This is a genomic window from Acaryochloris sp. CCMEE 5410 (genome assembly GCF_000238775.2).
Classification (GTDB): domain Bacteria; phylum Cyanobacteriota; class Cyanobacteriia; order Thermosynechococcales; family Thermosynechococcaceae; genus Acaryochloris.
Window position 1 is genome coordinate 934417 of the sequence record NZ_AFEJ02000001.1, and the last position, 24966, is coordinate 959382.

Annotated in this window: 27 protein-coding genes, 2 tRNA genes and 1 pseudogene; 16 read left to right on the forward strand and 14 right to left on the reverse strand. The window is 46.9% G+C overall.

The window, feature by feature from the left end; translation table 11 throughout:
- Nucleotides 1-72: 72 nt before the first annotated feature.
- Nucleotides 73-1497 carry an IS66 family transposase gene (gene tnpC, locus ON05_RS04075; protein WP_262562131.1) on the reverse strand — a complete coding sequence of 475 codons (1425 nt, stop codon included), beginning with the start codon at nt 1495-1497 and terminating at the stop codon, nt 73-75.
- Nucleotides 1498-1653: 156 nt separating this feature from the next.
- Nucleotides 1654-2481 (reverse strand): TrmB family transcriptional regulator, encoded by an 828-nt coding sequence (locus tag ON05_RS04080; protein ID WP_010471089.1) that lies wholly within the window; start codon nt 2479-2481, stop codon nt 1654-1656.
- Between the two features lie 67 nt (nt 2482-2548).
- Between ON05_RS04080 and ON05_RS04085 the strand changes: the two genes are divergently transcribed.
- Nucleotides 2549-3511, forward strand: a complete 963-nt coding sequence (locus ON05_RS04085) for a branched-chain amino acid transaminase (protein ID WP_010471087.1) — start codon at nt 2549-2551, stop codon at nt 3509-3511.
- Between the two features lie 34 nt (nt 3512-3545).
- Here the strand turns inward: ON05_RS04085 and ON05_RS04090 are convergent, their stop codons facing one another.
- Together ON05_RS04090 and ON05_RS04095 are read right to left on the reverse strand one after the other, a co-directional pair.
- Nucleotides 3546-4316: an acetoacetate decarboxylase family protein gene (locus tag ON05_RS04090; protein WP_010471086.1), complete on the reverse strand. Its 771-nt coding sequence runs from the start codon at nt 4314-4316 to the stop codon at nt 3546-3548.
- 108 nt (nt 4317-4424) lie between these two features.
- Complete coding sequence (locus ON05_RS04095) at nt 4425-5036, reverse strand: pentapeptide repeat-containing protein (RefSeq protein WP_010471084.1); 612 nt, start codon at nt 5034-5036, stop codon at nt 4425-4427.
- 325 nt (nt 5037-5361) lie between these two features.
- Between ON05_RS04095 and ON05_RS04100 the strand changes: the two genes are divergently transcribed.
- On the forward strand, nt 5362-6048 hold the full coding sequence (locus tag ON05_RS04100) for an HAD family hydrolase (RefSeq protein WP_010471082.1): 687 nt from the start codon (nt 5362-5364) through the stop codon (nt 6046-6048).
- Nucleotides 6049-6050: 2 nt separating this feature from the next.
- Here the strand turns inward: ON05_RS04100 and ON05_RS04105 are convergent, their stop codons facing one another.
- Nucleotides 6051-6920, reverse strand: a complete 870-nt coding sequence (locus tag ON05_RS04105; RefSeq protein ID WP_010471079.1) for a LysR family transcriptional regulator — start codon at nt 6918-6920, stop codon at nt 6051-6053.
- A 120-nt stretch (nt 6921-7040) separates the two neighbouring features.
- On the opposite strand from ON05_RS04105, the gene ON05_RS04110 reads away from it, so the two are divergent.
- The gene (locus ON05_RS04110) at nt 7041-7580 is read left to right on the forward strand and encodes a peroxiredoxin-like family protein (RefSeq protein ID WP_029315069.1); all 540 of its coding nucleotides are present in this window, start codon (nt 7041-7043) and stop codon (nt 7578-7580) included.
- Between the two features lie 54 nt (nt 7581-7634).
- Entirely contained in the window at nt 7635-8042 is a 408-nt protein-coding gene (locus ON05_RS04115) for an MAPEG family protein (RefSeq protein WP_010471077.1), read from the forward strand.
- 136 nt (nt 8043-8178) lie between these two features.
- Here the strand turns inward: ON05_RS04115 and ON05_RS04120 are convergent, their stop codons facing one another.
- Both ON05_RS04120 and ON05_RS04125 read right to left on the reverse strand, forming a co-directional pair.
- Complete coding sequence (locus ON05_RS04120; protein ID WP_039779398.1) at nt 8179-8391, reverse strand: hypothetical protein; 213 nt, start codon at nt 8389-8391, stop codon at nt 8179-8181.
- 526 nt (nt 8392-8917) lie between these two features.
- A complete protein-coding gene (locus tag ON05_RS04125; protein WP_236618884.1) occupies nt 8918-9970 on the reverse strand; it encodes a molybdopterin-dependent oxidoreductase in 1053 nt (350 codons plus the stop codon).
- Between the two features lie 593 nt (nt 9971-10563).
- On the opposite strand from ON05_RS04125, the gene ON05_RS04130 reads away from it, so the two are divergent.
- The 6 genes and pseudogenes from ON05_RS04130 (at nt 10564) to ON05_RS04165 (ending at nt 14989) form a co-directional block, all read left to right on the forward strand.
- Nucleotides 10564-11382, forward strand: a complete 819-nt coding sequence (locus tag ON05_RS04130) for a serine protease (RefSeq protein ID WP_010471074.1) — start codon at nt 10564-10566, stop codon at nt 11380-11382.
- 125 nt (nt 11383-11507) lie between these two features.
- Complete coding sequence (locus ON05_RS04135) at nt 11508-11795, forward strand: hypothetical protein (RefSeq protein ID WP_010471073.1); 288 nt, start codon at nt 11508-11510, stop codon at nt 11793-11795.
- Between the two features lie 78 nt (nt 11796-11873).
- Nucleotides 11874-13263, forward strand: a pseudogene (locus tag ON05_RS38390) (ISKra4 family transposase).
- Nucleotides 13264-13299: 36 nt separating this feature from the next.
- A complete protein-coding gene (locus ON05_RS04155) occupies nt 13300-13608 on the forward strand; it encodes a hypothetical protein (protein WP_175307210.1) in 309 nt (102 codons plus the stop codon).
- A 95-nt stretch (nt 13609-13703) separates the two neighbouring features.
- Nucleotides 13704-14216: a macro domain-containing protein gene (locus ON05_RS04160; RefSeq protein WP_029315173.1), complete on the forward strand. Its 513-nt coding sequence runs from the start codon at nt 13704-13706 to the stop codon at nt 14214-14216.
- A gap of 74 nt (nt 14217-14290) precedes the next feature.
- Nucleotides 14291-14989, forward strand: coding sequence for a glutathione S-transferase family protein (locus ON05_RS04165; RefSeq protein WP_010473001.1), 699 nt, complete (start codon nt 14291-14293; stop codon nt 14987-14989).
- Nucleotides 14990-15036: 47 nt separating this feature from the next.
- On the opposite strand, the gene ON05_RS04170 is transcribed toward ON05_RS04165, so the two are convergent.
- Nucleotides 15037-15747, reverse strand: coding sequence for an HAD family phosphatase (locus tag ON05_RS04170; protein ID WP_010473002.1), 711 nt, complete (start codon nt 15745-15747; stop codon nt 15037-15039).
- 88 nt (nt 15748-15835) lie between these two features.
- On the opposite strand from ON05_RS04170, the gene ON05_RS04175 reads away from it, so the two are divergent.
- Nucleotides 15836-16303 (forward strand): DUF4079 domain-containing protein, encoded by a 468-nt coding sequence (locus tag ON05_RS04175; protein WP_010473003.1) that lies wholly within the window; start codon nt 15836-15838, stop codon nt 16301-16303.
- A 55-nt stretch (nt 16304-16358) separates the two neighbouring features.
- On the forward strand, nt 16359-16832 hold the full coding sequence (locus ON05_RS04180; protein ID WP_010473004.1) for a DoxX family protein: 474 nt from the start codon (nt 16359-16361) through the stop codon (nt 16830-16832).
- Between the two features lie 67 nt (nt 16833-16899).
- Here ON05_RS04180 and dnaB read toward each other — a convergent pair whose 3' ends face one another.
- Nucleotides 16900-18261 carry a replicative DNA helicase gene (gene dnaB, locus ON05_RS04185; protein ID WP_010473005.1) on the reverse strand — a complete coding sequence of 454 codons (1362 nt, stop codon included), beginning with the start codon at nt 18259-18261 and terminating at the stop codon, nt 16900-16902.
- Nucleotides 18262-18331: 70 nt separating this feature from the next.
- Nucleotides 18332-18790 (reverse strand): 50S ribosomal protein L9, encoded by a 459-nt coding sequence (gene rplI, locus ON05_RS04190; protein ID WP_010473006.1) that lies wholly within the window; start codon nt 18788-18790, stop codon nt 18332-18334.
- A gap of 193 nt (nt 18791-18983) precedes the next feature.
- On the opposite strand from rplI, the gene ON05_RS04195 reads away from it, so the two are divergent.
- From ON05_RS04195 to ON05_RS04205, 3 genes are all read left to right on the forward strand, one after another.
- A tRNA-Tyr gene (locus tag ON05_RS04195) sits at nt 18984-19065 on the forward strand.
- A 13-nt stretch (nt 19066-19078) separates the two neighbouring features.
- Nucleotides 19079-19150, forward strand: a tRNA-Thr gene (locus ON05_RS04200).
- A gap of 384 nt (nt 19151-19534) precedes the next feature.
- Nucleotides 19535-20272 (forward strand): hypothetical protein, encoded by a 738-nt coding sequence (locus tag ON05_RS04205; protein ID WP_010473007.1) that lies wholly within the window; start codon nt 19535-19537, stop codon nt 20270-20272.
- Nucleotides 20273-20821: 549 nt separating this feature from the next.
- Here ON05_RS04205 and ON05_RS04210 read toward each other — a convergent pair.
- From ON05_RS04210 to ON05_RS04220, 3 genes are all read right to left on the reverse strand, one after another.
- Nucleotides 20822-21911 (reverse strand): ISAs1 family transposase gene (locus ON05_RS04210; protein ID WP_262561180.1). Its coding sequence is split into 2 segments (ribosomal slippage): nt 20822-21370 and nt 21372-21911, totalling 1089 coding nucleotides; the frame shifts between segments, so codons are not numbered across the junction.
- 396 nt (nt 21912-22307) lie between these two features.
- Complete coding sequence (locus ON05_RS04215) at nt 22308-22760, reverse strand: FHA domain-containing protein (protein ID WP_029315110.1); 453 nt, start codon at nt 22758-22760, stop codon at nt 22308-22310.
- 440 nt (nt 22761-23200) lie between these two features.
- Nucleotides 23201-23530 carry a hypothetical protein gene (locus ON05_RS04220; protein WP_236618901.1) on the reverse strand — a complete coding sequence of 110 codons (330 nt, stop codon included), beginning with the start codon at nt 23528-23530 and terminating at the stop codon, nt 23201-23203.
- Nucleotides 23531-23712: 182 nt separating this feature from the next.
- On the opposite strand from ON05_RS04220, the gene msrA reads away from it, so the two are divergent.
- Nucleotides 23713-24324: a peptide-methionine (S)-S-oxide reductase MsrA gene (gene msrA / locus ON05_RS04225; protein ID WP_010471819.1), complete on the forward strand. Its 612-nt coding sequence runs from the start codon at nt 23713-23715 to the stop codon at nt 24322-24324.
- Between the two features lie 24 nt (nt 24325-24348).
- On the opposite strand, the gene ON05_RS04230 is transcribed toward msrA, so the two are convergent.
- Nucleotides 24349-24948, reverse strand: a complete 600-nt coding sequence (locus ON05_RS04230; protein ID WP_010471818.1) for a hypothetical protein — start codon at nt 24946-24948, stop codon at nt 24349-24351.
- Nucleotides 24949-24966: the final 18 nt, after the last annotated feature.

Consider the following 24966-nt stretch of genomic DNA (forward strand, 5'->3'; position numbering starts at 1 on the left):
TTCGGAATCCTAAATTTATCGTTGAGTATTTATCCTCATCTTCTATCTGGGTCGGATTTGAAGGTCAAAACGTTACTGCCCAGGCTGAAGCACTGGTCTAACAGGATTGTCAGCAAAAATACTTTTGAGTGCATCCAGTACAGGGATATCTTGCTTTCTCAAAGTTGAAATATAACCGCGAATGCGGCAGAACTGCTGGGCACCTGCCAAGGAGCGAAAACATCCCGATATCTTCTGCTTCAACTTCATCATGCGGATATCGCGCTCAGCCTGATTGTTATCAAAAGGCACCTGAAAATCATACATAAACGCCAAGACAGCAGCTTGGTGCTTTCGAAGTCGGTCGAGCAAGTTTTTGGGTGTACTCTGCTTCTGCTTGCCTCGTTTCTTGGGTGCATTTTCATCGACGGTTGGCATTGGATTATGCTTGAATCCATCGGCTAACACTTGGCGATACCGCTGCTCAAACGCCTCGACTTGTCTCGCATCGAGAACGCTTAAGTGTTCAGCTTTTGCCCGCTCTACCTCAGCTTTGATATCTAGCAGCAGTGAGATCATCTCCTCAGCCCAAGGTTGTTTGTAGCGTTCAACAATAAATCGGAGTTCGCGCAAATGATGGGCATTGCATAAGCTATGCGTACAACCATAGCGGGCATAGCTCTTCCAACCATCATGAATACTCGTGCCCGTAAAGTTTGGCAGAATATCCATTTCGTCCATCGCTGCTGTGCCGCGTTTGGCATGGACAAAGTAGTAGGTTAATCCACTCGTACAAGCGACATGCAGCCACCACAACTTGCTGTTGACTCGCAACCCCGTCTCGTCAAAATGTCCCACAGCTGCTTGCTCAATAGCGTCTTTGATCTGGGCTTCAATCGGTTCTAATTGCTGGGCACAGGTTGTACGGGTGTTGCACAGGGTTCCTTCAGAAACCTGACAACCCAAGAGGTCTTTAAGCAGTTCACGGGTGCGCTCAAACGGCAACAGTTGAGCCTCCATCAAATACACCATCAAGCCTTTGAGATTACTGCCATACTGAACCACATTGGTGACATCGCTGGGGAATTTACCCCGGTTCAAGGTTTGACAGTGCTCACAATATTTGACTTCTGCTTGATGCTCGATGACCTGTAATGACAAGGAGGGCAGCTCATGAACCTGGCGCAGTTCATACTCAAGGACGGCGACCTCTGTTAACGAGGCACCACAGCCTTGACATTGAGTGACTGGATGTAACACTACGGCATCGACGGTTTCACGCCATTCCAAGGTACTACCGGGATGGCCTTTTTGACCCCCACTTTTACGCTTACTCTTACCCCGTAGACTTTTGGTCCGCTTCCCAAAGCCATCGCTTGAGGGTGGTTTACTACTGTTCCGACTATCTTTGCCAAGATGCTCTTCTAGTCGCTCTATCCGTTTAATAAGAAGGGTGACCAGCTCAACAACTGCATCCTCTCCTTGATGGTAGATTGCTCGAATATCAGATTCACTAATTTTCTGGTCAGAGACTTTCTTGTTCAACGAATGAGTACGGATTGACTGCTGGTGTGCTTAAAACATAGTCTCAGATAGAGTTATACCTTCATTCTCAACACAATGATTTAAGCCTGGGCAGTAACGTCAAAACTTAACCTACCAAACCGGATAGAGCTACACCCTTTCAGTTCGGATGGGCTCCGGTGTCCCTTGATTCCATAAAGTCTCAAAAGCAATGTTAAGCATTTCCCCTAACCCTGGATGAGTAATGCTTAGTGCCGTAAAGCTGGGCGTTCCCGATAAAGGATCTTGCAAAGATAGCAACGTAATCCGCTGGTCGAACAGCTGCATTTTGAAGGGCACCTTTTCCACGAAGCGGACATGCTGTCCCCAGTCTTGACACTGACGAATAAAGTCCTGGCTACTAGGATCTTGCCAGATGTTGTGTTCATAGATGGTGCGGTAGCAAACGCCGCGCTGTAGTGGATCTTTGACAAGGTTGAGGCCATCTTCATGACTCAGTAAAGACGGATAGGTGAAGAAGACGCTGATCGACGATTGAGTGGATTGGGAAAGTTTGGCCCCACAATCTACAATGCGGTTGGGTTCGGATAAGACATCAATATAGGCCAACGGATCTTGAGTGTTGTGGCCTTTGGTATAGAGCGGGGAAAGGGCGGCAACCGCACGGTGAGTTTGCTGTTCTTGGCGCTGAAGTTCAGCAGAGAATTGCTTTTGTTTTTCTTGCAGCAGGGTGGGTAAGGCCTGGGACGGCTCCACGGCCTGGAAGATCCGCTGTCGGCCGGAATGACGTTCAAGACAGAGACCGCGATCGCACAATGATGCCAAGACATCATAAATCCGCTGCCGAGGCACTTGAGCACGGGTCGCAATCTGCGCAGGGGTAAAGTCCTGCCGATCCATCAGGGCTAGATAGACTGCGGCCTGATAGCGAGTTAACCCCAAATCTACGAGGTTTTCCAAGAACTGGGCATCGCTCATTAGATGACACCACTAAAGAGTGGTGCTATTTTAAAGTTCATCCTGAACCTTTTGCAAGTGCTGTACCATGACACTCCTCACTCAACTGGATTCATCGACCACGGTTTCTGCTCCAGCATTTCTGCCCATCGCCTTTTTTGAAGGCGAGTTCTGCCCTTTCCCTGAAGCTCAACTTTCAATTGCGACTCACGCGCTTCACTATGGCACTTCAGTTTTGGGTGGGATTCGCGGAATCCCTTCTCCTAGTGACTCCAACCAGATTTTGATGTTTCGCCTAGCGGATCACTGTCGGCGATTGAGCCAAAGTGCTAAATATCTGAATACCAATATTGACCCCATCGAACTTGAAGCAACCTTTATTGAGTTTGTGCGATGTAACCAGCCCCAAACAACCTTCTATATCCGACCGTTGATCTATACCTCCAGCCTGGGCATTGCACCTCGACTCCATGATGTCAGTAAAGACCTATTGATCTATGGCCTAGAAATGGGAGATTACTTGCACCAAGGCGGTGTGCGGTGTCGAATCAGCTCTTGGCTGCGACAAGAAGATCGCAGTCAGCCCCTACGAGGCAAGTCGAGTGCTGCGTATATTGCTTCAGCCCTAGCAAAAACGGAAGCAGTTGCTTCAGGGTTTGATGAAGCGATTTTGATGAATGCTCGGGGCAAAGTCAGCGAGGCATCAGCCATGAATCTGTTTCTAGTCAGAAATGGCCAATTGATCACCCCCAGCGTCGATCAAGACATTTTAGAAGGGATTACTCGAGCCAGTGTGATGGCGCTAGCCACCGATTTAGATATTCCAATTATTGAACGTCCTGTTGATAAGTCTGAACTCTTTATTGCAGATGAAGTGTTCCTTTGTGGCACAGCAGCCCAGATTTCACCAGTGTTGGAAATTGAGACCTACCTTCTCCCGGAACACCGTCCGGTGACTGAGCAGTTACGTGAATTACTGAAAAAGGTAATGTTGGGCTCAGAACAGCACTATTCAGAATGGCTGACCAGGGTTCATATCGGCTCTGCTTAGTATTTAGCCAGAGTCAGTGTACGGCCTTAACTGTCTACAGCTTGAAACTTTCATTGGCAGGTGTCAGAAGGGCTTGGTGTTGTGGGGCATATTGAAAGCCAATCATCCGATTCAACCTCAGCTCTTTTAACTCCTGAGCAATCGGATGATCACCCAAATCTAGTTGGGCATCTCTTGACCTTTGGCTCTGACATTGAAGTCGTTCACTGATGATCAGTTCACTCGATAGCATATATCCACCCCTGACTGTAATCGGCTGGATACGAGAACGCTGGGCATCCTGAAGTTCTCCTGCTCGCCCCCTCAACGTAAGGATATGTTGCTCACCTTCCTGAAGATGACACGAAGTCCAGCTCCCATCCTTCTCAAACACGATCTTTGCCAAAAATTTGGGATAGCCGGCAAATTCAATCCCAGCTTTAAGGGCAATATCGGTAGTAACGGGCAGATGGCGGATATAAACCTGTGGAATGGTAGGAACTGGGTTGAGCGTTCCAGTAAAAAGAGGTGAAGGGTGATCCAAGGTCATTGGAATCCCAAGAGACACCTCATTGTACGGACCAATATCACAATCTCGATATTCTAAAGCCGAAATAGTAAGCACAGAGTGCCAGGGAGTGACCCTTAGGGGTTGAATTCTGGGTGACGGTAACAACTTCCTCAGCCTATTCACTGCAACCAGGAACTGAATAGAAAGCGTCGAAGCATCGTAATAAAAGACTGGCAGGTTAATCGTACCGCCTGCCCATGGAGCCTTCGCTTGGCGAATTTCGCTAAAAAAGTCTGAGCTGGATAGTCCACTCATTTCGGCATCTCAAGATCAATTGTGTTTGCCCACACTCATCCCCCCCTTAATGAGGCTCCAAATTCACCCAGTCACCCTTTACGAAAGAATACCTGCTCAGATCAGACATTAGCTATCAGTGATGAGAATGCCAGTAATCGCAGTATTGCCCATTGCCGTATTGTTGGCATCAGGGTCCATCAGGTACACTCCATCTATCTGAGCCTGATTGAGGTTAATCTCGATCAGGTCAGTCTGCAACATGCGAGTCCCCTCAAAATGGGTGCCTTGGAGTTTGGCATTCCTAAGCATGGCATTTCGAAGATCTCCATGACTGAAGTTCACTCGCATCAGGTTGGCACTGTCTAAAATGGTGCCTCTTAAATTTGCACCCCCCAGATTGGCACAATACAGCATGGCATTACTGAGGTTAGCCCCACTCAGATTTGCTCCACTTAGATTGGCACCAAATAAGTTTGCACCTTTGAGATTTGCACCTCTAAGATCAGCTCGATATAGGCAGGCTGCGCGCAAATCTGCTCGAAACAGTTTGGCCTTGCGAAGATCTGCACTAGCGAAATTTGCACCGCGAAGCAGTGCATTACTGAGATTGGCTTTAAACAAATTAATCGGAGTGGTTGGATTTTGAAGCCGCCAATCATTCCAAGTATCCGATCCCCTCAACAGCATCTTTAATAGGTTTTCGGTCCCCGAGATGGAACCTCCCTTATTATTTGTCATCGTCTGCAAACCCTAGGAATTATTTAGTATCGAGATAAATACTTCTTTCAATATACCCTGCACTTTTAAAAGTCTTTCTCCAGCGCTAAGGGCTAGAAGCCTTGCTGGGCAAAGGCAAACACATCTTTTGGCGAAAAAGAATGAATAAAGTTGAGGTCTAGCGGATAGGACAATCTTTCTTAAACGAATAAAGTCTGCCCCAGGAATATGCCGTCTTCTGCGCTAAAGCGACCTCAAAATGGACGTTTATTTATTCCCTAAAACATTGAACAAAGGTAACGATATGCTAATAAATTCCATGTATTTCCCAGATAAGGTTTGAACCATGAAACTGGTCATGTTCGATATTGACGGCACTCTAACCGCGTCCAATGACCTTGATGACCTGGCCTTTGTTCAAACGGTGCAAGATATTTTTGGAATTAGGGATATCTCTGAAGATTGGGCCACCTATACCCATGTCACGGATGCCTGTATTCTCCGGGAAATCTGTGAACGACAGATAGGACGTATACCTAATTCTGAGGAAATCGCGCTCTTTCAAAAACAATTGCTGCAGCGACTTGCCCAAGGTGCCGTTCGGGAGGGAGGTGTTTTCCCCATTGCTGGAGCTGATGCCCTATTGGAGCAGTTGCAAGCGTCCCCAGACTATCAATTCTGCTATGCAGGCGGCGCTTGGACTGCATCGGTTCAGTTTAAGCTGCAGTCGGCAGAGTTACCCTTTGCAGACATTCCCCATGCCTTTGCGGACGATCACGATTCACGAGAAGGCATTTGTCAGATTGCCCTAGACCGTGCCCAAGCGACTTACCAACAGATTTTTACCCATGTGATCTATGTGGGGGATGGCATTTGGGATGTGAGAGCCTCGAAAAACTTAGGATATCCCTTTATTGGCATTGCGACTGGTGAAGATGCCCAACGGCTTAAAGCCGAAGGGGCACCAGTGGTACTCCCCCATTATGAAGATCTGCAGGCATTTTGGGATGCGTTGGTTGCGATCGCACCTTAGTTTCACCCCGCCATCGACTCCCAATTATGGCTCGTGGCAAATCGACAAAACTGTTCAACCACCTCAGAACACTGAAGCCGCCACTTAATACCAACTCGCCGCTGAAAGTCAATATCGACCACTGGCAGATAAACAATGTCCGTCAGCCCCCGCCAAAAGGGCATCACACTCAGCCCCAGCCCAGCTTTGACCAAGGAAATCACCCACTCCTCGTGACTAGCTCGATACACGACTTGGGGACAGATTTTTTGAGCCTCTAGCAGTTGACACTCTTGCTTAAAAAATTCACAGTTCACTCGATCGATATAGGGTTGACCATCGAGTTCAGCCAACCGCACCGAAGTTCGCTGTGCCAAGGGATGACGGACCGGAACGGCGAGCAGCAAAGGTTGAGTAAATAAAAGGGTTGAGGTTTGGGCATCATCCTGTGGTCCCAACACCGTAATTGCCACATCAATTTCGCCCTGGGTAAGTTTGTCTTGTAACGCATCAGCAGGATGGTCATACAGTTCCAAGGTCACATGAGGGTACTGTTGCTGAAAACTATGGACCAACTCGGCTAGCTCACTCACCCGCAAGGTACTCAGCACCCCTACCTTCAGCGTCGGTCGATCATTAAAGCCCTTGAGTTCATGGAGAGCCGCTTGGTACTGAGCCATAATCACCGTGGCCCGCTCCTTAAAGGCTTGTCCCGCTGCGGTTAGAACCGTCCGCCGTCCACCCCGCTCGAACAAAGCCACCCCTAGCTCCTGCTCTAGCTTTTTAATTCCTGCTGATAGAGACGGCTGAGAAAGATAAAGTCGCTCTGCCGCCCGCGAAAAGGTACCCGTTTCAGCAATGGTTAGAAAATATCGAACTTGGTAGAGATCCATATATAGAAAATATCTATAGATTCAATACTAAAAATAGTCTTGCTCTATACTTTAACCTACTCCAGGATAGAGACAGCTAATCGAAACTGCTATTCACACCCTCTACCCAGGACTAATCCGATGATGACTTTCGCTCAATCCACTTCCCCCAAATTACTGATGGGCCATACAGCCCCACCCTTAGTGGTTCAGACCTTGGATCACGGGCTGTGGCGGTTGGCCGATCAAACCCCTGAGCACTATACGATGGTGGTTTTCTATCGCGGGCTCCATTGCCCCGTCTGTGAGCAATACCTGACGGAACTCGACCAAAAGCTGTCAGCCTTTGCCCAACTCGGCGTCCAGGTGATTGCCTTGAGTGGTGATGGCATAGACAAAACCCAGCAACTCAAAGCCCAGGCAAACCTCCAACAGCTATCCCTCGGTTATGGCTTAACTCCCGAGCAAATGCGGGATTGGGGCCTATACCTGAGTCAAGGCCATTTTGAACAGGAGCCAGCGCTGTTTAGTGAACCCGCTGTGTTTCTGATTCAGCCAGATGGTCGGTTGTACTTCGCCAATATTGGCACCCATCCCTTCTCTCGCATCGATTTCGATTCTCTGTTGGCTGGCTTAGCCTACGTCATTCCCAATAACTATCCTTTACGAGGTACAGCGTAAAGCAATCTGTCCCTTATCTATCTGCAAACGTTTAATCATCTTAAGGAGCGCATTATGAACTCTGCCCTTTTCTATCTGGCTGCCAGCGGTATGCTCTGTGTACTGCTGTGGGTTCCCTATATTCTCAATCGCGCTTTTGTCTGGGGCATTCCGGCCTTTGCCAGTAACTATCCCACCCGAAAATTCCCCGCAGAATCCCCCGATATTCCAGTCTGGGCCCAACGAGCCCAACGCACTCATCTGAATATGGTGGAGACCCTACCCGCATTTGCCGCCGTTGTGATTGCAGCCCATTTAACCGAGGCCAATCCTGGTGTGATTACAGCTTGGGCTGCCACGTTCTTCTGGGCACGAGTGATGCATGCCAGCGTATATATCCTAGGGGTTCCTTACTTGCGAACTCCCACCTACTTAGTTTCTTGGGCAGCTGTGCTGATGATTGGGGCTCAGGTCGTTTTCTAACCGTCTTTCAATAGATGCACATCAAAATGTGTAGCCCCCACGGATTGAGGGCTACACATTCAAAACAATAAGACACTGATGCTGGCAAGTTTCAGTTCAGCATAAAAGTGAATCGAATTAATTTAAGACGTCAGATCTACTGACCGACATCCTGCCAGAGAGTCCCTTCATGGGGGACAACGCCTTCGTGAACCACTGCGTTAGCATTCGCAGTATTTTCTTGAAGAGAAGAGCGCGTTAAGGTGTAACCCACAACAAAGGCAGAAAAGCCAACAGCCAGAATCGAGAAAGCGGCAAGGGAAGCGCCAAGGATTCGATCAGACGAGGAAGACTGGGTATGCGAATACATCTCTTTAAAGCCCAAGATTGAATATTTCAATCTTTATTTTCTCAGCTTATTCCGTATAAATCGATACCCTTTATAAAAGTTTTACTCTTCTGGGACTTGGCTAATTTGAAAAGGCTGAATGAACTGATCTGTTAAGGACAAAGGCAAATCGGTATTATGTGATACAAAACCATGCCCAATTCCGGCAAAAAATCCGATCAAAGTAGCATAAATTAAAGGTGATCTGCTGTTCATACGGGATGTCGAGAAGTGGAAGAAACAAATAGAAAGCCTATAAAGGCCAGCCATCACCACTGCTAAATCTTGGGCTTTTGAAATGCATTGGATAGAAGCTCAAACTTACTGATCACAGCAGGTTTGTTCGTTATGTTACTTAATTTAGCAATTCTTAGTAGAGGGATTCTGTAACGGTTCTTACGGTTTGATAGTTTCAATGGCAATACTATGCGGAAAATGCAATTTAATAATTCAAAAATTGCATTTTCTAGAAATTGAAATTATTTTCAAGTTAATTATTCTGATCCATTTAAGAATCTAGATTGACTGAAATTTTTAAGATTCCAGCACTACCATCTTTGCCATTTTTATCCTGAATTTTTTGCGTTTCTGTTCGCGACCTCGCCTGGGCCAGCAGCTTGTACGTCCCTGGTTGAGTTGGCTTCCAGAGATATCGCCAGAGGGTCCATTCATGGGGAGAGCTGGGCTGGTTGATTTCAGCTTCCGTCCAAGTCTGCCCATTATCCGTACTAATTCTGACCCATTCCATGGGCTGGGCCTGGTCAATCGCCACCCCCGCAATGGTAACTCCTCTCTGCCATCCGTCCTCTCCTGTACGAGGTAGATCGACATGGTAGTTTTTATTCCAGACTTTCTCCTCTTGGACCTGCTGAGTGATGGCATGGGTGGCAATTTTGGCAGTATTCGACCAGCCCTGACGTTCCCAATATCCTTTTTTGGGGGTAGCAATCGCCTCAATCTCCGTTAGCCATTTCGGTTGCTTTTGGCCATACCGGCCCGGAATGATAATCCGCAGAGGAAAGCCATGGGCTTTCGTTAGGGGTTTCCCATTCATCCGATGCACGAGCTGTACATCTGGTCTCATCAAATCGGCAATGGGCAAAGTCGTCTCATAGGAGTCAGCCGCATGAAGCATAAACTCAACAGCCTTATCCTGTATCCTCACTTGTTTAAGAAAGGGCAATAATGGCGTCCCCGTCCATAGGGCATTGCCGATTTGCTTTCCTCCAGTACGATTGCCAATGCACTCCATCGTTAAATAGAACTCCGTTTGGGGAGCCGCTAGAATATCGGCAAATTTTAGGGTCAGCGGTTGTTCCACCAGCCCTGTCAACTGCAGCTGCCATGTGTCCAGATTGACGTCTGGAGGGGATGCATAGGATTGCACATAAAACTCACCAACTGGAGTTATTCGATGATCCGGTAAGGGCCGCTCAAATTGACGTAGATCAGCAGAGAACAAAAGGTGCAAGTGCTGATGGTTTACACATCCTGGTAGGAATGTTGCACATATCCCACCGGATGCTTGCAAAAGTCGCTTTAATACCTGACGTCGTTTCATACGCTGCTGCCCCCTTCAATCCCTGATGATTCTATGCAATTGCCTGGCTCTAGCTTAAAGGAACAATCTAAGGACAACCTGAGAAAGTATAGTTGGCAAACCAAGGAATCAGGCTAGGGCGGGTAGTGGTTTGCATGGGAGCTTTCGCACTGACTTCATCTTTAATTTTGGCATGTTCAGATTTAGTCCGTTGCTGCGATCGCACATTCCACTACAGGATAAGATGACAAACGATCAGTAGCTTGACAGGGTTCATTAATCCCTAAGCTCAAACGATTACAACCTATACATTCAAGCCCTATTCAATAGATCTTATTGGAGAGGACGCACCGCCAGGCGTTACCACGTCGGTTAGCCCCTTCGACAAAATACATTGGTACCTCTCGCTCAACATCGATCAGAAGCACTGGTGCATGTAAGACTTGTCTGTGGAGTAAGTCTTTTTGGGCAATTTATTAACAGATCATCTGCAATTCGGCGTTCTAAATACTTATTCGCTGCTCTATCACCATGAGCAAAGCGACCCGTAACACGTGACTCAGGTTGAGGTGCCGCTTGCTGAATATGAGCTGTTTTTTATCGAGAAGATATCAATGACAAGGTTCCGTTTTTCAGCCTTTGTACTCGTCATCCTCAGTGCCTCTTTAGGGGGCTGTTCATTTTTGAACCAAACTTCAGCAGGGGATAACAGTCGTGCAAACCTGGAATCATTTTGTGAGGAAGCAATTAACAAAGGCGAAAGGACCAATCGCCCCCAACCAGAAGCACCGATTATTCTAGGTACACGTCCTGAACAAGCCTGGGTCCGTCCAAGCTTCAAAGGTCCTGATGGGCGATTTGGTGCGGGAACGGCTTTCGTTGTGAGTCAAGATAATGCCGTTTTCTTACTAACGGCACACCATCTGTTTGGCCCAGCAGGAGGGTTAGACCGCGAATATGGATGGTCAGAAATGCCAAAACTCGTCTCTGGTGCTTCAGGAGAGAACCCTCTCGGCAAGGTTTCAGTCATCACAGGGAAAGCACTCCCGGTCAAGGGGGCTCGCGGCATGAAGGGAACTCAAGTAAATGCAGACCTCGCGATCTTTCCAGTCCAATCGGAAAGCCAAGTGCACGCTATGCCCCTTGCACAAACCCTGCCTCAAGTGGGTGATGACGTATGGCTAGTGGGTGAAGTCATCGGTAGCTCTGAATATCGGCATAAAGCTGTCGTGGATCAAGTTTCGAAGGAAGGCATATACTACCGTTTTGATAACAAGATTGAACTCCGGGCAACGAGTGGTGCCCCCATCGTGGATGCGAAGGGACAGGTCGTAGCGATGAATCTTGGCGGCGGAGAATATCAGGGGGCCATTATGGGGATTGGCAACCCAGCACCTGTTATGAACTGCCATTTACAGGCCGCTTGGCGCTGATAGATTGAACTATTGCCTAGGCAGAAACTGACCTAAATTGAACTTGGCGGATTACTTCGCAACTGTGGGGATCTGCTACAGGGACACTTCACTGCATGCTCTCGGTACATTAACGGTTTAAAGCCATGTCTTCATTAATTGGACATAGTCTAGCGGGGTTAACGGTGGGGGTTACCCATAAGCAATTCCACTTTCTAATAACCACCTGGACAAAGCTGCTGTGGATAGTCTGGTTAGTGGTTGTTGCGATCGCACCTGACTTTGATTACGTCGTCCCTTTCCTACATCCCAGTGCCCATGCAGGCTTGCGGATTACTCATTCCCTTTGTTATGCCCTGCTGTTACCCTCGCTCACGGTTATTGGTTTGAGGGTTTTGGGATGCGATCGCAAATCTCTCCTCAAGGGGGCGTAAGCACAGAATCGGGGATGTATGGCTCAAAGAAAAACGGGTCAAGGACAATAGATCCTGTACCCGAATCAAAAACTTGTCATGAGCCTAACATCGCAATTGCCAACCGTACTAGAGCATCACGAATTTCTAGAACAGGTCGAAGCACTCAAAGAATCACCCAGCCTGAGTCAGATGGTTTATATCGTTCTGCAAATGGGTTTGTATTTGGCTCGATGGCTTCTGGAGGATGAACTCTCACGGCGAGCAAAACAGTATTTGAATGGCCTAGGTGTAGCACCTGCGGAACCCGCTTGCACTCGAAGGGATGGGAATCTCGTCAGATGCAGACACTGGTGGGAAATATTTACTGAAAGCGACGGGTGGGTCGTTGTCCAAAAGGGTGTCCAGGTAGTCTATCAGCTCCTCTGGACCAATCCATTGGGATTACCTCTTACCAGCACAGCAGTAAAGAACTGGTGCGTCTAGGCTGCTTGTTAAGTCTATTTATGCCCTATGAACTGGCCAGTTGGATGCTGAGTCAGTGGAGTGGTTTATCCGTCAGTTCATCAAGCTTGTGGAATTGGGTGCAAGTCATGGGCAACAAAGCTTATCAGGAGCTAGAGGCTCAACTCAAAGCTCAAGCATCAGGTGAACAGGCTCCTAGTGAAGCGATTTCAGAGGTGTTGTCTGCTCTGCCTTTGGCCATTGCTGCTGACGGTGTGATGGTGCCCTTTCGCCCCACTCCGAAAACCCCCAAGGGAAAAATCCAGTGGCGAGAAGTTAAAGTCGCTATCTTAGCCCGCCTGGGAACACGGCTCACCCGAGCTAAAAAGAGTGTCCCCCAACTACTGCGTCGAAGACTGGTAGCAGTATTGGGCGATATCGACCAGTTCATCCCCTTACTGCAACTCGAAGCCCGCAAACAAGACTTTGAATCGGCCCCAAGCGTCATCTGGTTGAGTGATGGGGGGCGAGGCTTCTGGCGAGTCTACCGCACCTTGTTCTCTCACTGTGCTGTGGCAGTTCTCGATTTTTTCATGCAGCAGGCCATCTTGCACGAGCAACAAAAGTGATGTTTGGGGATGTTCGCTCTGCTCAAGCCCAAGCCTGGTTTCGGCGCTGGCGACACCAATTGCGACATGGGCAACACCTATTAGTATTGCGGTCCTTGACGATGTTGATTCACTCACAATTGTTTACGGGCAAATCTTTTACGACGTTGCTCCAGGTACAGGCTTATTTCCAGCGCCATCTGCGACACATCCAATATCGCCACTTTGAACAACTACAGATACCGCTGGGGTCAGGAATGGTCGAAAGTGCTTGTAAGTGGCTGATTCAACAGCGCTTTAAGGGGGTTGGTATGCGCTGGAGTGAGGATGGTTTCAATCATCTACTCATGCTGCGGCTTGCCTGGGTCAATCAACGGTTTGACTCCCTATTCCCAGGGGTAACCATTCCGAAGTCTAAGGCATCCCCGATCCATTAGCTACGCCCTCTCCTCAAGGCTACGGCACAATTGGCATTGGCAAGTTTATCCCATATGGGCTTAGACCTTTTGGTTGGCGTCACTGGTCTGCCCATCCTGTGGCCTTTCAGCAGCCATGTATTCAAGCTCCCTTTCGGTCTACTTCCGAGTGCGGGTAAACCCAGTCTGTCCAACTACTATTTCTACTACAACTTAGGTATTGAAATGGGCGTTCTGATTCCCTTAAGTTGCGGTTTACTTATCAGCCAATATAAAAGACTTTCTCTGTGTAGATGGGTCATCATTGGTCTACTGCTGACCGTATCCGCCTATTTCATGCATTGGGCCTATGGGTTAAGTCGCTAGCTGCCTTCTTTGAGTGCTGGCGATTTCACTCCCCCAATCAGCCACTACAATGCAAAGTTCCAATTCAGGTCAAGAATTTTCTGCTCCCTTTCCTCATGGAACTCCATCTTGTTGATCAGAATCCAGCTGTAGTCAAAGCTTGGCAAACCTCATTTGCCAATGTTGAGGGGGTATTTATTCACCCAGGAGATATCCTCTCGATCGCGGAGGATACGATTGTTTCCCCAGCCAATAGTTACGGATATATGGATGGCGGAATTGATCATTTATATATCAAGTTCTTCGGATTAAAAATACAGACAACACTGCAAAAGGCTATCGATAAAAGATCAGAAGGATATTTACCCATTGGTTGTGCTGAAATCATACAAACGGATCATCCTCGCATACCGTATATGATTGCTGCACCAACCATGGTGACGCCAGAAGCAATCCCATCGAAAAATTGTTTTTATTCAATGATGGCCATCTTGAATTTGGCTTCACAATATCCACAGATTTCGAAACTCTTCTGTCCAGGTCTGGGAACAGGCATCGGTTGTGTTAAACCCAAGCTTGCTGCCCAGGAGATGGTCATGGCTTACCGAAAGTGGCTACATCCTTCTTAAACTTGACAACCTTTAGTTCCATCGGAAGCGCTGCAAGGGATAAGATACTTGAGTGCTTCTTAAGCATTAAGAATATGACACAACTATTGCCTGTCAAAAAGATAATTTTCCTGACTCTTGGCCTTATCAGCATAAGTCAAGCTACCGGACAAAATCCCGCACCAGCGATAGCACAAAACGCTTCATTAATCCCTTCGGGGTCTACCCAAAAACAGGCTGATTTATTGCTTTATGGGGGGCCTCGAACCAGATCTCCATTAGTCCAATGGTATCTCGAAGAACTAGCCGTCTCCTATCAGTATATTTCTCTAGATATCCGGGGCCAGGAACAGCGGCAACCTGAATTTTTAGCCATCAATCCTATGGGAAAAGTTCCAGCAATGGTAGATGGAACTTTTAAATTATGGGAGTCTGGTGCCATTCTCCTGTATTTAACTGACAAATACGGAAAAGAGCCTCAATCTATCGAAGAAAGAGCCCTCTTAAACCAGTGGGTGATCTTCGCCAATGCCACCTTAGGACCAGGACTCTTTCGCGAAGATCGACGAGAACGGGAAATGCCCAGATTACTGGCACCTTTAAATGACATCGTTGAACAACAGCCCTTTATCCTTGGCTCTGAACTCAGTGCCGCAGATGTAGCGGTAGGTTCATACTTGTACTATGCCAAACTCGGGCTATCTCTAGATTTTAGCGACTATCCAGCAGTCGAGACCTATCTCAATCGCCTCTCAAAACGACCGGCATTTATCAAGACCATGGGGCAGCGATGAAATCGCACTAATCGGCACTGGCCATGAATCCCTCAGTGGTGGCTCACCTAATTTATTAGTGATTTAAGAGCTGGATCCGTAAAGTCATGGATACAGTATTCAGCTCCCGCCTGTTTCAGTTCCACTTCAGAGTGGGTGGTGAGGACACCCCAGCATCGCATTCCCGCATTTCGTGCTGCTTGCGTACCTGCGATCGCATCTTCAAATACCAAACATTGATCCGGTGAAACCCCCAATCGTTCTGCCACCAAAAGATAGCACTGTGGATCGGGTTTACCGCGTTCTACATCCGTTTCAATCACCTGGGCCGCAAAGAAGTCTCCAAGCTGGTCTTGAGTCATCAACAAATCCACATTTTCCCGACAAGCCGAAGTTCCCAAGCCTAACTTTAAACCTGAATTCTGAGCCTGTTGCAAGAATGGAATTAATCCTGGCATCCACTGAATCTCATCCTTAATCAGAGAGCGATAAACGGCTTCCTTCTCAGCCCCCCAACGCTGGATATCAGCGGCGGCAACCGGGCGTCCTAGTAATTCCGGCAATAGATCTTCATTCCGTTTGCCTCCCATTTGCTCTAAACGGTCTCGGCTAGCCACGGCTAATTCTGGAATCGTCGCACTATACTGCAGCCAAGCATCCAGATGGTAGGGCATCGTATCGCAAAGAACCCCATCCATATCGAAGATCAGAGCTTGCAAGGGCAATGCAGAATTTGCAACGGCTTGATTTTGAGTAGAAACAGACGCTTGTTCATTCATCGAGCAAAGGATCCAAAACTGAACACACCGTAGAAAACATGCTAACTTTTATAAAGTTTATTTAAGCATTCTGCCTGCCCCCTGCCCTATGACTTTGTCAAAACTCTTGTACTGGATCTATACCTTTATCCATCCAGTCCTGATGTGGACACTGTTTGGTATCTGTATCTATGCCATGACCTTAGGGCTGAAGGTTCGCACCACCCGCACCACCCCCGACAAAGATCTGCGCAAATCTCTGATTAAACAGCGCTTCAATGTCAAGCATCATCAAATTGGGGCAATCCTGTTATCAATTATGGTCCTCGGCTCCATTGGCGGAATGGGGGTTACCTATGTCAATAACGGCAAGCTGTTTGTAGGAGCCCACCTATTGGCAGGGCTGGGAATGACTGGGCTTGTAGCCATCTTGGCAAGTCTCACGCCTCTGATGCAGCGAGGCAATCAAACCGCTCGTGACGTCCATTTATGGCTGAGTGTATTGATTTTGGGCCTCTTCGGTTGGGAAGCGGTTACCGGCATGCAGATTGTGCAACGGATTATCGAACAGGGCTAGAAACCCTTACCGCAACGTAATATTGTTAACATAAGTTCACCTATCCACCATAGATATGACCTCTACAGCAAGTTCTAATCGTTGGCTCACGCTTTTATTCCAGTCCACCTCGGACACAACCGTTTGGTTCCAAGTAGCCTTGACGATTTTGCGGGTCGTCGTCAGCTTTTTCATGATTCACAATGGTGTGGATAAACTAGGCGATGTGGAGGGGTTTGCCACCAACGTGGTTGCCAATGGCATGGGCCTGCCTTTCCCTGTATTTCTCACCTACTGTTCTGCCTATGCCGAAATTATCGGGTCCATCCTGCTGATTTTAGGTCTATTGAGTCGCCCCGCAGCTTTGTCTTTGGTCTTCACCATGGTGATGGCGATTTACTTTCACATCAAAGTTGATGGCCTCCAAATTGGATCCTTTGAAACTGCCACCCTCTATGCCTGTTCCTTTCTCTTTTTCCTGGTCAATGGTGGCGGTCAATATTCTCTCGATGCTTTGATTAGCAATCAACTAGGCGGCTCTAAAGAGTAGTCCCAACTCTACCCAGTAAAGATTCAAAAAGCCCTCAGTTATCGACTACTGGGGGCTTTTTACCGCATTAACCCATACCTTCGGGTTTAGCCAAATTGAAGAAGCGGGTCAGTTTCGGCTCAAACAACAGTTTGACTGTCCCTACCGGGCCATTCCGGTGCTTGGCAATATTCAGTTCGCAGATACCTCGCTCAGGGCTATCAGGATCATAGTAGTCATCCCGATAGAGCAGCATAATCAAATCCGCATCCTGCTCAATAGAACCTGATTCCCGCAGATCCGACATTAACGGTCGCTTATTAGTCCGAGACTCCACACCCCGGCTCAACTGAGAGAGAGCAACCACGGGCACATTTAGTTCCCGAGCCAGTCCTTTCAGTGCCCGAGTAATCTTAGAAATTTCTTGCACCCGGCCATCTGAGGCATCACCTCCACCCATCAGCTGGAGATAATCTAAAAGAATCATACCTAAGCCTTCAGGATGTTCTGACTGCAGCCGCCGCGCATTCGACCGCAGTTCGGTAATGCTGGGGTTCGGGGCATCGTCAATATAAATTGAGAGCTGAGAGAGTTTACCAATCGCTCGGCTTAGGGGTTCCCACTGGGTCTGATTGATGCGTCCGGCCCGCAGGTAATTACTGTCGATGCCCGCTTCTCCGGCTAGCATCCGCTGGACGAGCTGCTCTTTGGACATCTCTAAACTGAAGATGGCAACGCCCAGATTATGAATTTCACAAATTTGTCGGGCAATTTGTAGGGCTAACGCTGTCTTACCCATGGCAGGACGACCGGCCACAATAATTAAATCCGACCGCTGGAAGCCCTGGGTCATGGCATCCAAATCGTAGAAGTTGCAGGATAAACCGGGTAAAACCTGCCCTAAAGATCGCTGTTCTAAATCAGCGAAGGTACTCGCCAAAATATCTTCTGTGGCGACTAGGCCTTGCCGCACCCGATCTTGCGTGACGTTAAAAATTTGCTGTTCTGCTTCGTCCAGGACCGTTTCTAAGGTCTTGGAGGTGTCGTAGGCCAATTGCATGACCTCCGTCGCCCCTTTGATCAATTGTCGCCGCAGAAACTTGTCTTTAATCAGAGCGGCATATTGATCGATATTAATAGCACTGACCGTACGGTCCACTAGCTGGGCTAGCTTACCTTGCCCACCGACTTTATCGAGGAGTTCATGATCCTGTAGCCAAGCGGTGACACACATCAAGTCAGTGGGACTGCCTTGACCATGCAGATTCAGTGCGGCGCGGTAAATTTCTTGATGAGCGCTGAGATAAAAGGTCTCAGGCCGAAGCAAATCTGCAACTCGGCCAATTGCTTCTGGGTCCAGCAGAATACCCCCCAGAATGGATTCCTCGGCTTCAACATTCTGAGGGGGTAAGCGATCGCTAGCGGGTTGGAAATCTAGCTCGTAAACCATAGGTATGCCAACAGGTAAATCCCTTTAGTTAGAGGATAATCTTACTCGGGAGGTGCCAGCACCCTAGCATTTATTCAGGAACAACTTCCACTTTGACGGTAGCAATGACTTCTGGGTGGAGCTTAATATCAACGGAGTAGGTTCCCAGCTTGCGGATATCAGGGATATCAATGCCCCGTTTGTCGATTTCGAAACCGCTGATATTGGCGATAAGTTCGGCAACGTCAGGAGAGGTTACCCGACCGAACAGCATATCTTCTTCGCCGGCCTTTTGTTCAATGCGGAAGGTGCCAATAGTTTGAAGGGCGACCTTTTGTTTTGCGGCCTCGTCCTTAATGCCTTCTAGACGCTTGAGTTCTTCGGCTTTGCGATGCTCAATCTGCTTGAGCACACCAGGAGTAGCTCGGTAAGCGATTCCTTTCGGAATTAAATAGTTGCGGGCATATCCAGGCGCAACTTCAACTAGGTCTCCTGAATAACCCAGTTTTCTAACATCTTCATTTAAAACGAGCTGAACGCGTTTTCCCATAGCCCTAAGTGCGTCGATACATAAATTTCAGTGAAAGCACTTGATCATACCTAACTTAGAGGTGCTTTGGCAATGTCAATTTTCGAGTGCCTAAGAACCCCTGATAGGTAGGGTTCGATAATCAGGTGATTTTAAAAATGGTTGCGTAGGTGCAATGTAGATGTGCTAGAATCCAAAACTGTTGACAAAGTAGGGGTCGGTGCCCGAGTGGTTAATGGGGGCGGACTGTAAATCCGCTGGCTACGCCTACGCTGGTTCAAATCCAGCCCGGCCCATTGTCTTCGATTTGCCCATGTGGCTCAGTGGTAGAGCACACCCTTGGTAAGGGTGAGGTCACCGGTTCAATCCCGGTCATGGGCTTTAACTAGAAAATTGGCAGCATTTCTCTAGAACGTTTCAATCTCGTGCGTTGAGGTGAGAATCATCACAATGCAGGACGCTGCTCTAATGAGAGATAATTTCCATCTCTTTAATTTTCTGACATCTATTGATAACAAAGCTAGCATGGCGATATTTAGAATCGTCTTGTTACCGAGTACACTCCACACCCTAATGGCATAATTCCTTACCAAAGAATACTCAAAGGCTGGTGAAGTCTACAACCTGGCTTGGATGAAGGCGATTAAGGCGGGCAGGTTAGCTCTGGCTACCAATGGCATCTCCTCAGTCATAAACAGTGCTGTCAATCTTTTCATACAGATCTAATCAATACATTTTTAATTTTGGCAATCGAGAGGTGGTTTTATGAAGCTTAATCAGCTTATCGCTGTCATGCAGTCCGTGAAAAAAAGAGCTGCAGACGAAAAGACAAAGATCTACAAACAGATTCAAAAACCTGAGCTATTTCAAGGTTTGTCACGGACCTACTCACCGAAGGATGAAGAAGGCCACGTCTATCCCCCCGAGTCTCAAAAGGTCACATATAAGGCGGGAGACTCGCTAGAAGCCTTTTCAAGGGCCTGCCAAGATTTATTTGACAGTGCTTTAACCCAAGATGAAGCCAATACCTCAGCAAGGGCCAACATCACCTTGGATGACGGTACAGTGATTGCGCCTGATGTCCCCGTTACATACTTGATGTTCCTAGACAAACAGTTGACTGATATCAGGACATTTATCAGCCATATCCCGATCTTGCCCATTGATGAAGACTGGGAATATGACTCTAACCGAGGGTTTTATGTCACTCGCCCTCGCGAAACCACTAAGACCAAGAAGGTACAAGAATTTGTGATCGCTGCTGAGGCAACCGAACATCACCCAGCCCAAGTCAAAGAGGTCACCAACGATGTAGTTGAAGGGACTTGGGCTTTGGTTAAGTTCTCTGGTGCTTTACCACAGTCAGAACTAGATGAAATGCGACTTCGACTGGATGCACTTCAAAAAGCTGTTATCAAAGCTAGAGAGGAAGCCAATAGCATCGAAATAACCCGAAGAACTATATCGAATAACATTTTTGACTATTTATTTGGGCAGCGTTAGATTGAACAAGAGCATAGATTTAGATTCAGTATCAAAAAAAGTGATTGGATGGTTCAAATCCTCCCTCTCGCATCCTTAAGCGAGAGTATGCTAATGGGTAAAGCAGCTTTTGATACATTAAGGCTAAAAAATTAAACTCAGTTTATTGCTCTAGTCTTAATCTAAAATCCACTCTTGTGAATCAACCAAAGCTCAACAACACATGGGATATACGAGTTCAACTCTCGTCCCGCTCCCCAAATCTTGAGCGGGTAGTTTAATGGCAAAACACCCTTGTATTAAGCTGATTGAGCTTTAATCGGACATAAACTAGTCACAAGTTAATGGCTCTAATGCATTGAACCCCGGCAGGCGGTATTTGCCGGGGTTTGTCTTTAGCCATACTCACATTCAGCGGTGGCATGATGACATGCCATCCCAATCTGGGTTAAGAGCATCTTCGAAACGCGTCCACGAATGCATAATCAAGGGTTAACGATAGTTTCGAACTTAGGTGCAATAAACTCCAAAGTATGCCCCCAATTTCAGTGGCAGCAGCCCAGGGCTGTTTTAAGTTAGCAGCGAAAAAATAATATCGACCCGATTAGCCAGCTTAGTCATCGCGGTTTTGAGGGATTGATAGTCGTTTAGCCGCAGGATATTAATCCCAATAGTTCTAAGCACTGACCAATTGAGCAGTGCTTGTTCATCTTCGAGTCGATAATCATCTTCGCCAAAAACAACATCCTTCGGCCAATGCAACCGATTTTCAATGCCCCAATGTTCTCGGACCAGAGATTGCCAATGCTGGGGTGAGGTGGCAGCTGAACTGATGTAATAGGCGGTATTGTGATACTCCTTTCCTTTGCGAGTACCCCATCGTTGGACACAAAGTACAGAGCGAATTGCTGTCCATTCTTGTAGGGCTATGCCGACAGGCTCATAAACCTGTATACACCGATGTTCATCTCGTCCTCTACTTTGGGCGGAGTGGATGTGCTCAGCCATGGGTTTAAGACACTCAAAGTAAGTCTGGAGGTGGTCGTAAAGTCTTCCCTGGTTGGATTTGACCGCCACGAGATAGTCATTACCCGAGGCCACAATCTTCTCAAGTGTTTTTTTGGGCGTGTAAGGCATCCATGGTAATCAGCAAGCCATCGAGTTGAAGGGTTTCCAACAGTGCCTGCACGACTTTGATTTCGCTATTATCCTCCTGAGTGAGGGCTTCGAGCTTGAGGGTGATGCCTGCTTCCACCGCAAATAAACTCACCAACCCTACAAAACGCTGCTTCCCCTTGGCATCTGTCAGCCCCTGACGAATCCGTTTGCCATCAATGGAGGCTGCATAATTATCGGGAGAGTGAGTCTGGGCTTTCGAGAGCATCCATGCTTCAAATTGGTGGCTCAACGCTTGGAAGTCAAGCCCCTTCATCACTCGACGAAAGGTACAGTGAGACGGGACTTCGAGGCTCTCAAGCCCCAATAGCTCACTTAAAGGCTGGCGATAATCGCTCACAAAGGTTTCTAACGGACGGTACCCTTGATATCCAGCAAGCATGCCCATCACCATCAATAGCAACAGCAGCCATAACGGATGAATACGGCCATGGGCACTGCGGAAATCCGGGACTTGCTTCAAAGTATCGATTAGATGGCTCATCGGTCTCTCTACTGTTGGTCAGTAGAACCATCCTATTTTTTCTAGGAGTAACGTAAAACAACCCTGGGCAGCAGCCTAATCAGAACCCTGAAATTCTTAGGAATTGATTACATCGCAAGATACTTATTTTTTACTAAAATTTCTCTTTAAAATATCGACAACCAGACTTTCCAGTTTACACAGCTAAACATAAATAGCGCCACTCTGTACTGCTATTATCAGTCAAAATTAGTTGATATAGATATTTTCACGAAGTGATAAATTAGCAAAAAAAGCTAGCCACACTTAGAACTAAGCAAACGAGTATTTATTTAGCTACACTCAAAGACAATTGCCATAAAATAGATAATTTTATCTAACTCTGGAAATCCAAGCTAGAGTATTTCTATCTGCTGATTACAACATAATCGTCGTCGCTTCATTCTCATCTAATAGAGATGAGCAACCATATTGAGTAATCTGCGAAAAATCAGCCAAGGAATCCTCTTTAGTTATGATCTGACTAGATGAATAAAAAACCGCCTTGACCACCCCTCCAAACAAAATTCGATCGCCATTCACTAGAGTATGTCTTTGAACACGGCTGCCATTGACAAAAACACCATTAAAGCTCGATTTGCCTTCAACCACCCCATCAATCAGTTCATATTGATAAGTTCCTTGACTTAAATCAGATATCTTCTCCACAGTGGCATGGATACGGGAAATCATATCATTGGCTACAACAATATCACTGGATGAATCTCGACCAATGGTGTACTTCCAGTTCATTAATGTGACTATTTTTTTAGGCTTTGTGTTAATAACAAGATAATGATGCTGCTTGAAGTGATGTGTTTGTTGATACATACTATTTCTGTATATGCATATCAAATACCTAAGATCTTTCTTGAGATACTTAATATAATTGTTGTTCTATTACAATAATTTCTAGGGATATTGAACGTGATTTATATCACATTTCCCCGCAAAAACTCTTAAGCCACCAAATATAGTCAGACCTCGCTTAAAAATAATTAATTTTATATTCGTTGTTAGAACTTAAAAAATTACTTAGACTAAAATCGTCAATTCAATATCTACAGAAATCCACCCAATTCTGGCCAAATCATAGTCAGAATTGAGCATGGTAACACTTAAGATAAACTGGCTTAAAAAATAACCCTGCATAGCTGCATTAACCTTGGCAGTTCATAAAGGAATCAATGTAACCCACAAATGCCAATCAAGAGACATGTCTGTCAATTATGGGCAGATTATCGTTGGGATTCTGACACCATACGTAAAATTTAGCTTTGGTCACTGGCTGTTGGAGGATCAGGCACTTCAGGAGGCGGTACCTTTTGCAGATAAGGTTCAATGGGCACCACAGTTGTCATTTTGTTGAGAATGGCCTCAATTTCGCTCAGATATTCACATTGAAATCGATCCTGGGTAGATAGAACCCGCCGCAGAGCATCCACCACAATCTTCTCGCAAGCTTCTGCAGTTAACCCCATATCACTCTGATGCCCAACTATAAAGTGATGTAAGAAATATGCGTATCCTCCCGTCATTAATCCCTGTAGCAGCGTATTTTCTTGCCTGAGGGCTTCTAGTTCTTGTTCAAGATTTTCCATAGTACTTGGTGAGGGAAGGAGACAATTGACATCATGGTCCAATCCAAATTCTTTCATGAAAGCTGCTATGGATACCAGTATTAGTCCTTAGACATGCTGGTGATTGAGGATCTCAGGCCAAAATTGTGTTGCTTGTGTCAGTTCTGATTACGATAGATAAGGCATGACGAATGGAATAAAAGATGATCAAACGTTGGTTTGCGATCGCACTATTATCTCTAATCACTTGGCTAGGCCCCATCAGCATGGCCGCTCAAGCTCAAGACCTGGCCAAGGCCACCTTTGCGGGTGGTTGTTTCTGGTGTATGGAGAAGCCTTTCGATGTGATCGATGGCGTTGTTTCCACCACATCAGGGTATACCGGGGGCAAAAAAATGAATCCTACCTATAAAGAGGTATCGTCCGGGAAAACGGGTCATGCGGAATCCGTACAGGTGGAATATGACCCCAGCAAAGTCAGCTATGAAACCCTGCTAGAGACATTTTGGACCAATGTTGATCCCTTGGATGCCGGGGGACAATTTTGCGATCGCGGCGACCAATACCGCACCAATATCTTCTACCATTCAGACGAGCAAAAAGCTCTCGCCGAAAAATCTAAGGCTGAAATAGATAGCTCTGGTAAATTTGCGACGCCCATCGTCACGGAAATTGTCGGTGCAGAAACCTTTTATCCTGCAGAAGACTATCACCAAAACTATTATCAAACCAATTCCAACTGGTACCGCTTTTATCGATACAGCTGTGGCCGAGATCAGCGGCTCACTAAACTCTGGGGAGAAGATAACAGCTAATCCAAATTCCCCTATCGAGGCAAGCTAGACATCGGCAGTCAGCCCGAGAAATTCAGATAATCGTGCATAGGTTGTATCGATCACTCTATCGATCTCACTCCGTCTTTCCACGAAAGTGAAGGAAGCTGTTTCACTCGACTTCTGGATAATACTCACTCGAATATGCGAGTAAATATTTTTACCAATCGGAAACCAACCAGATTTTTCTACCTGAATCACTTCGCACCTAGCAATATCCTGCAATCTGCCTTCTACTTTTTGGCGACGGAGGTAGCTGTTTTGTTCAATGACATATTGATCTTGAACTTTATCAAAATGGCATCGCAGAACCTTTCCCTGCAGAAGCCAAAGCCAGAATCCCAACACTGCAATTAGGCATCGAACCGGGATAAACGCCTGATGATTGAAAAAGTCATATCCACTGGAATCGGCCCAGAACAAATTGGAGAAGAAAGGCAACAGCGAGAGCATTAGAATCCACAGTCCAATCCCACGCCCGGGGAAAGAGACATCTGCATCCAACATCAGGACTTGATCGTCTTTTTCAGTGACCCATAAGCCCACACGGGTACTCACTTGACGCATAAATGCCGCTTGGAACATACCCATTTGGTCTGAAAACATGAATGACTTTAATTTTTA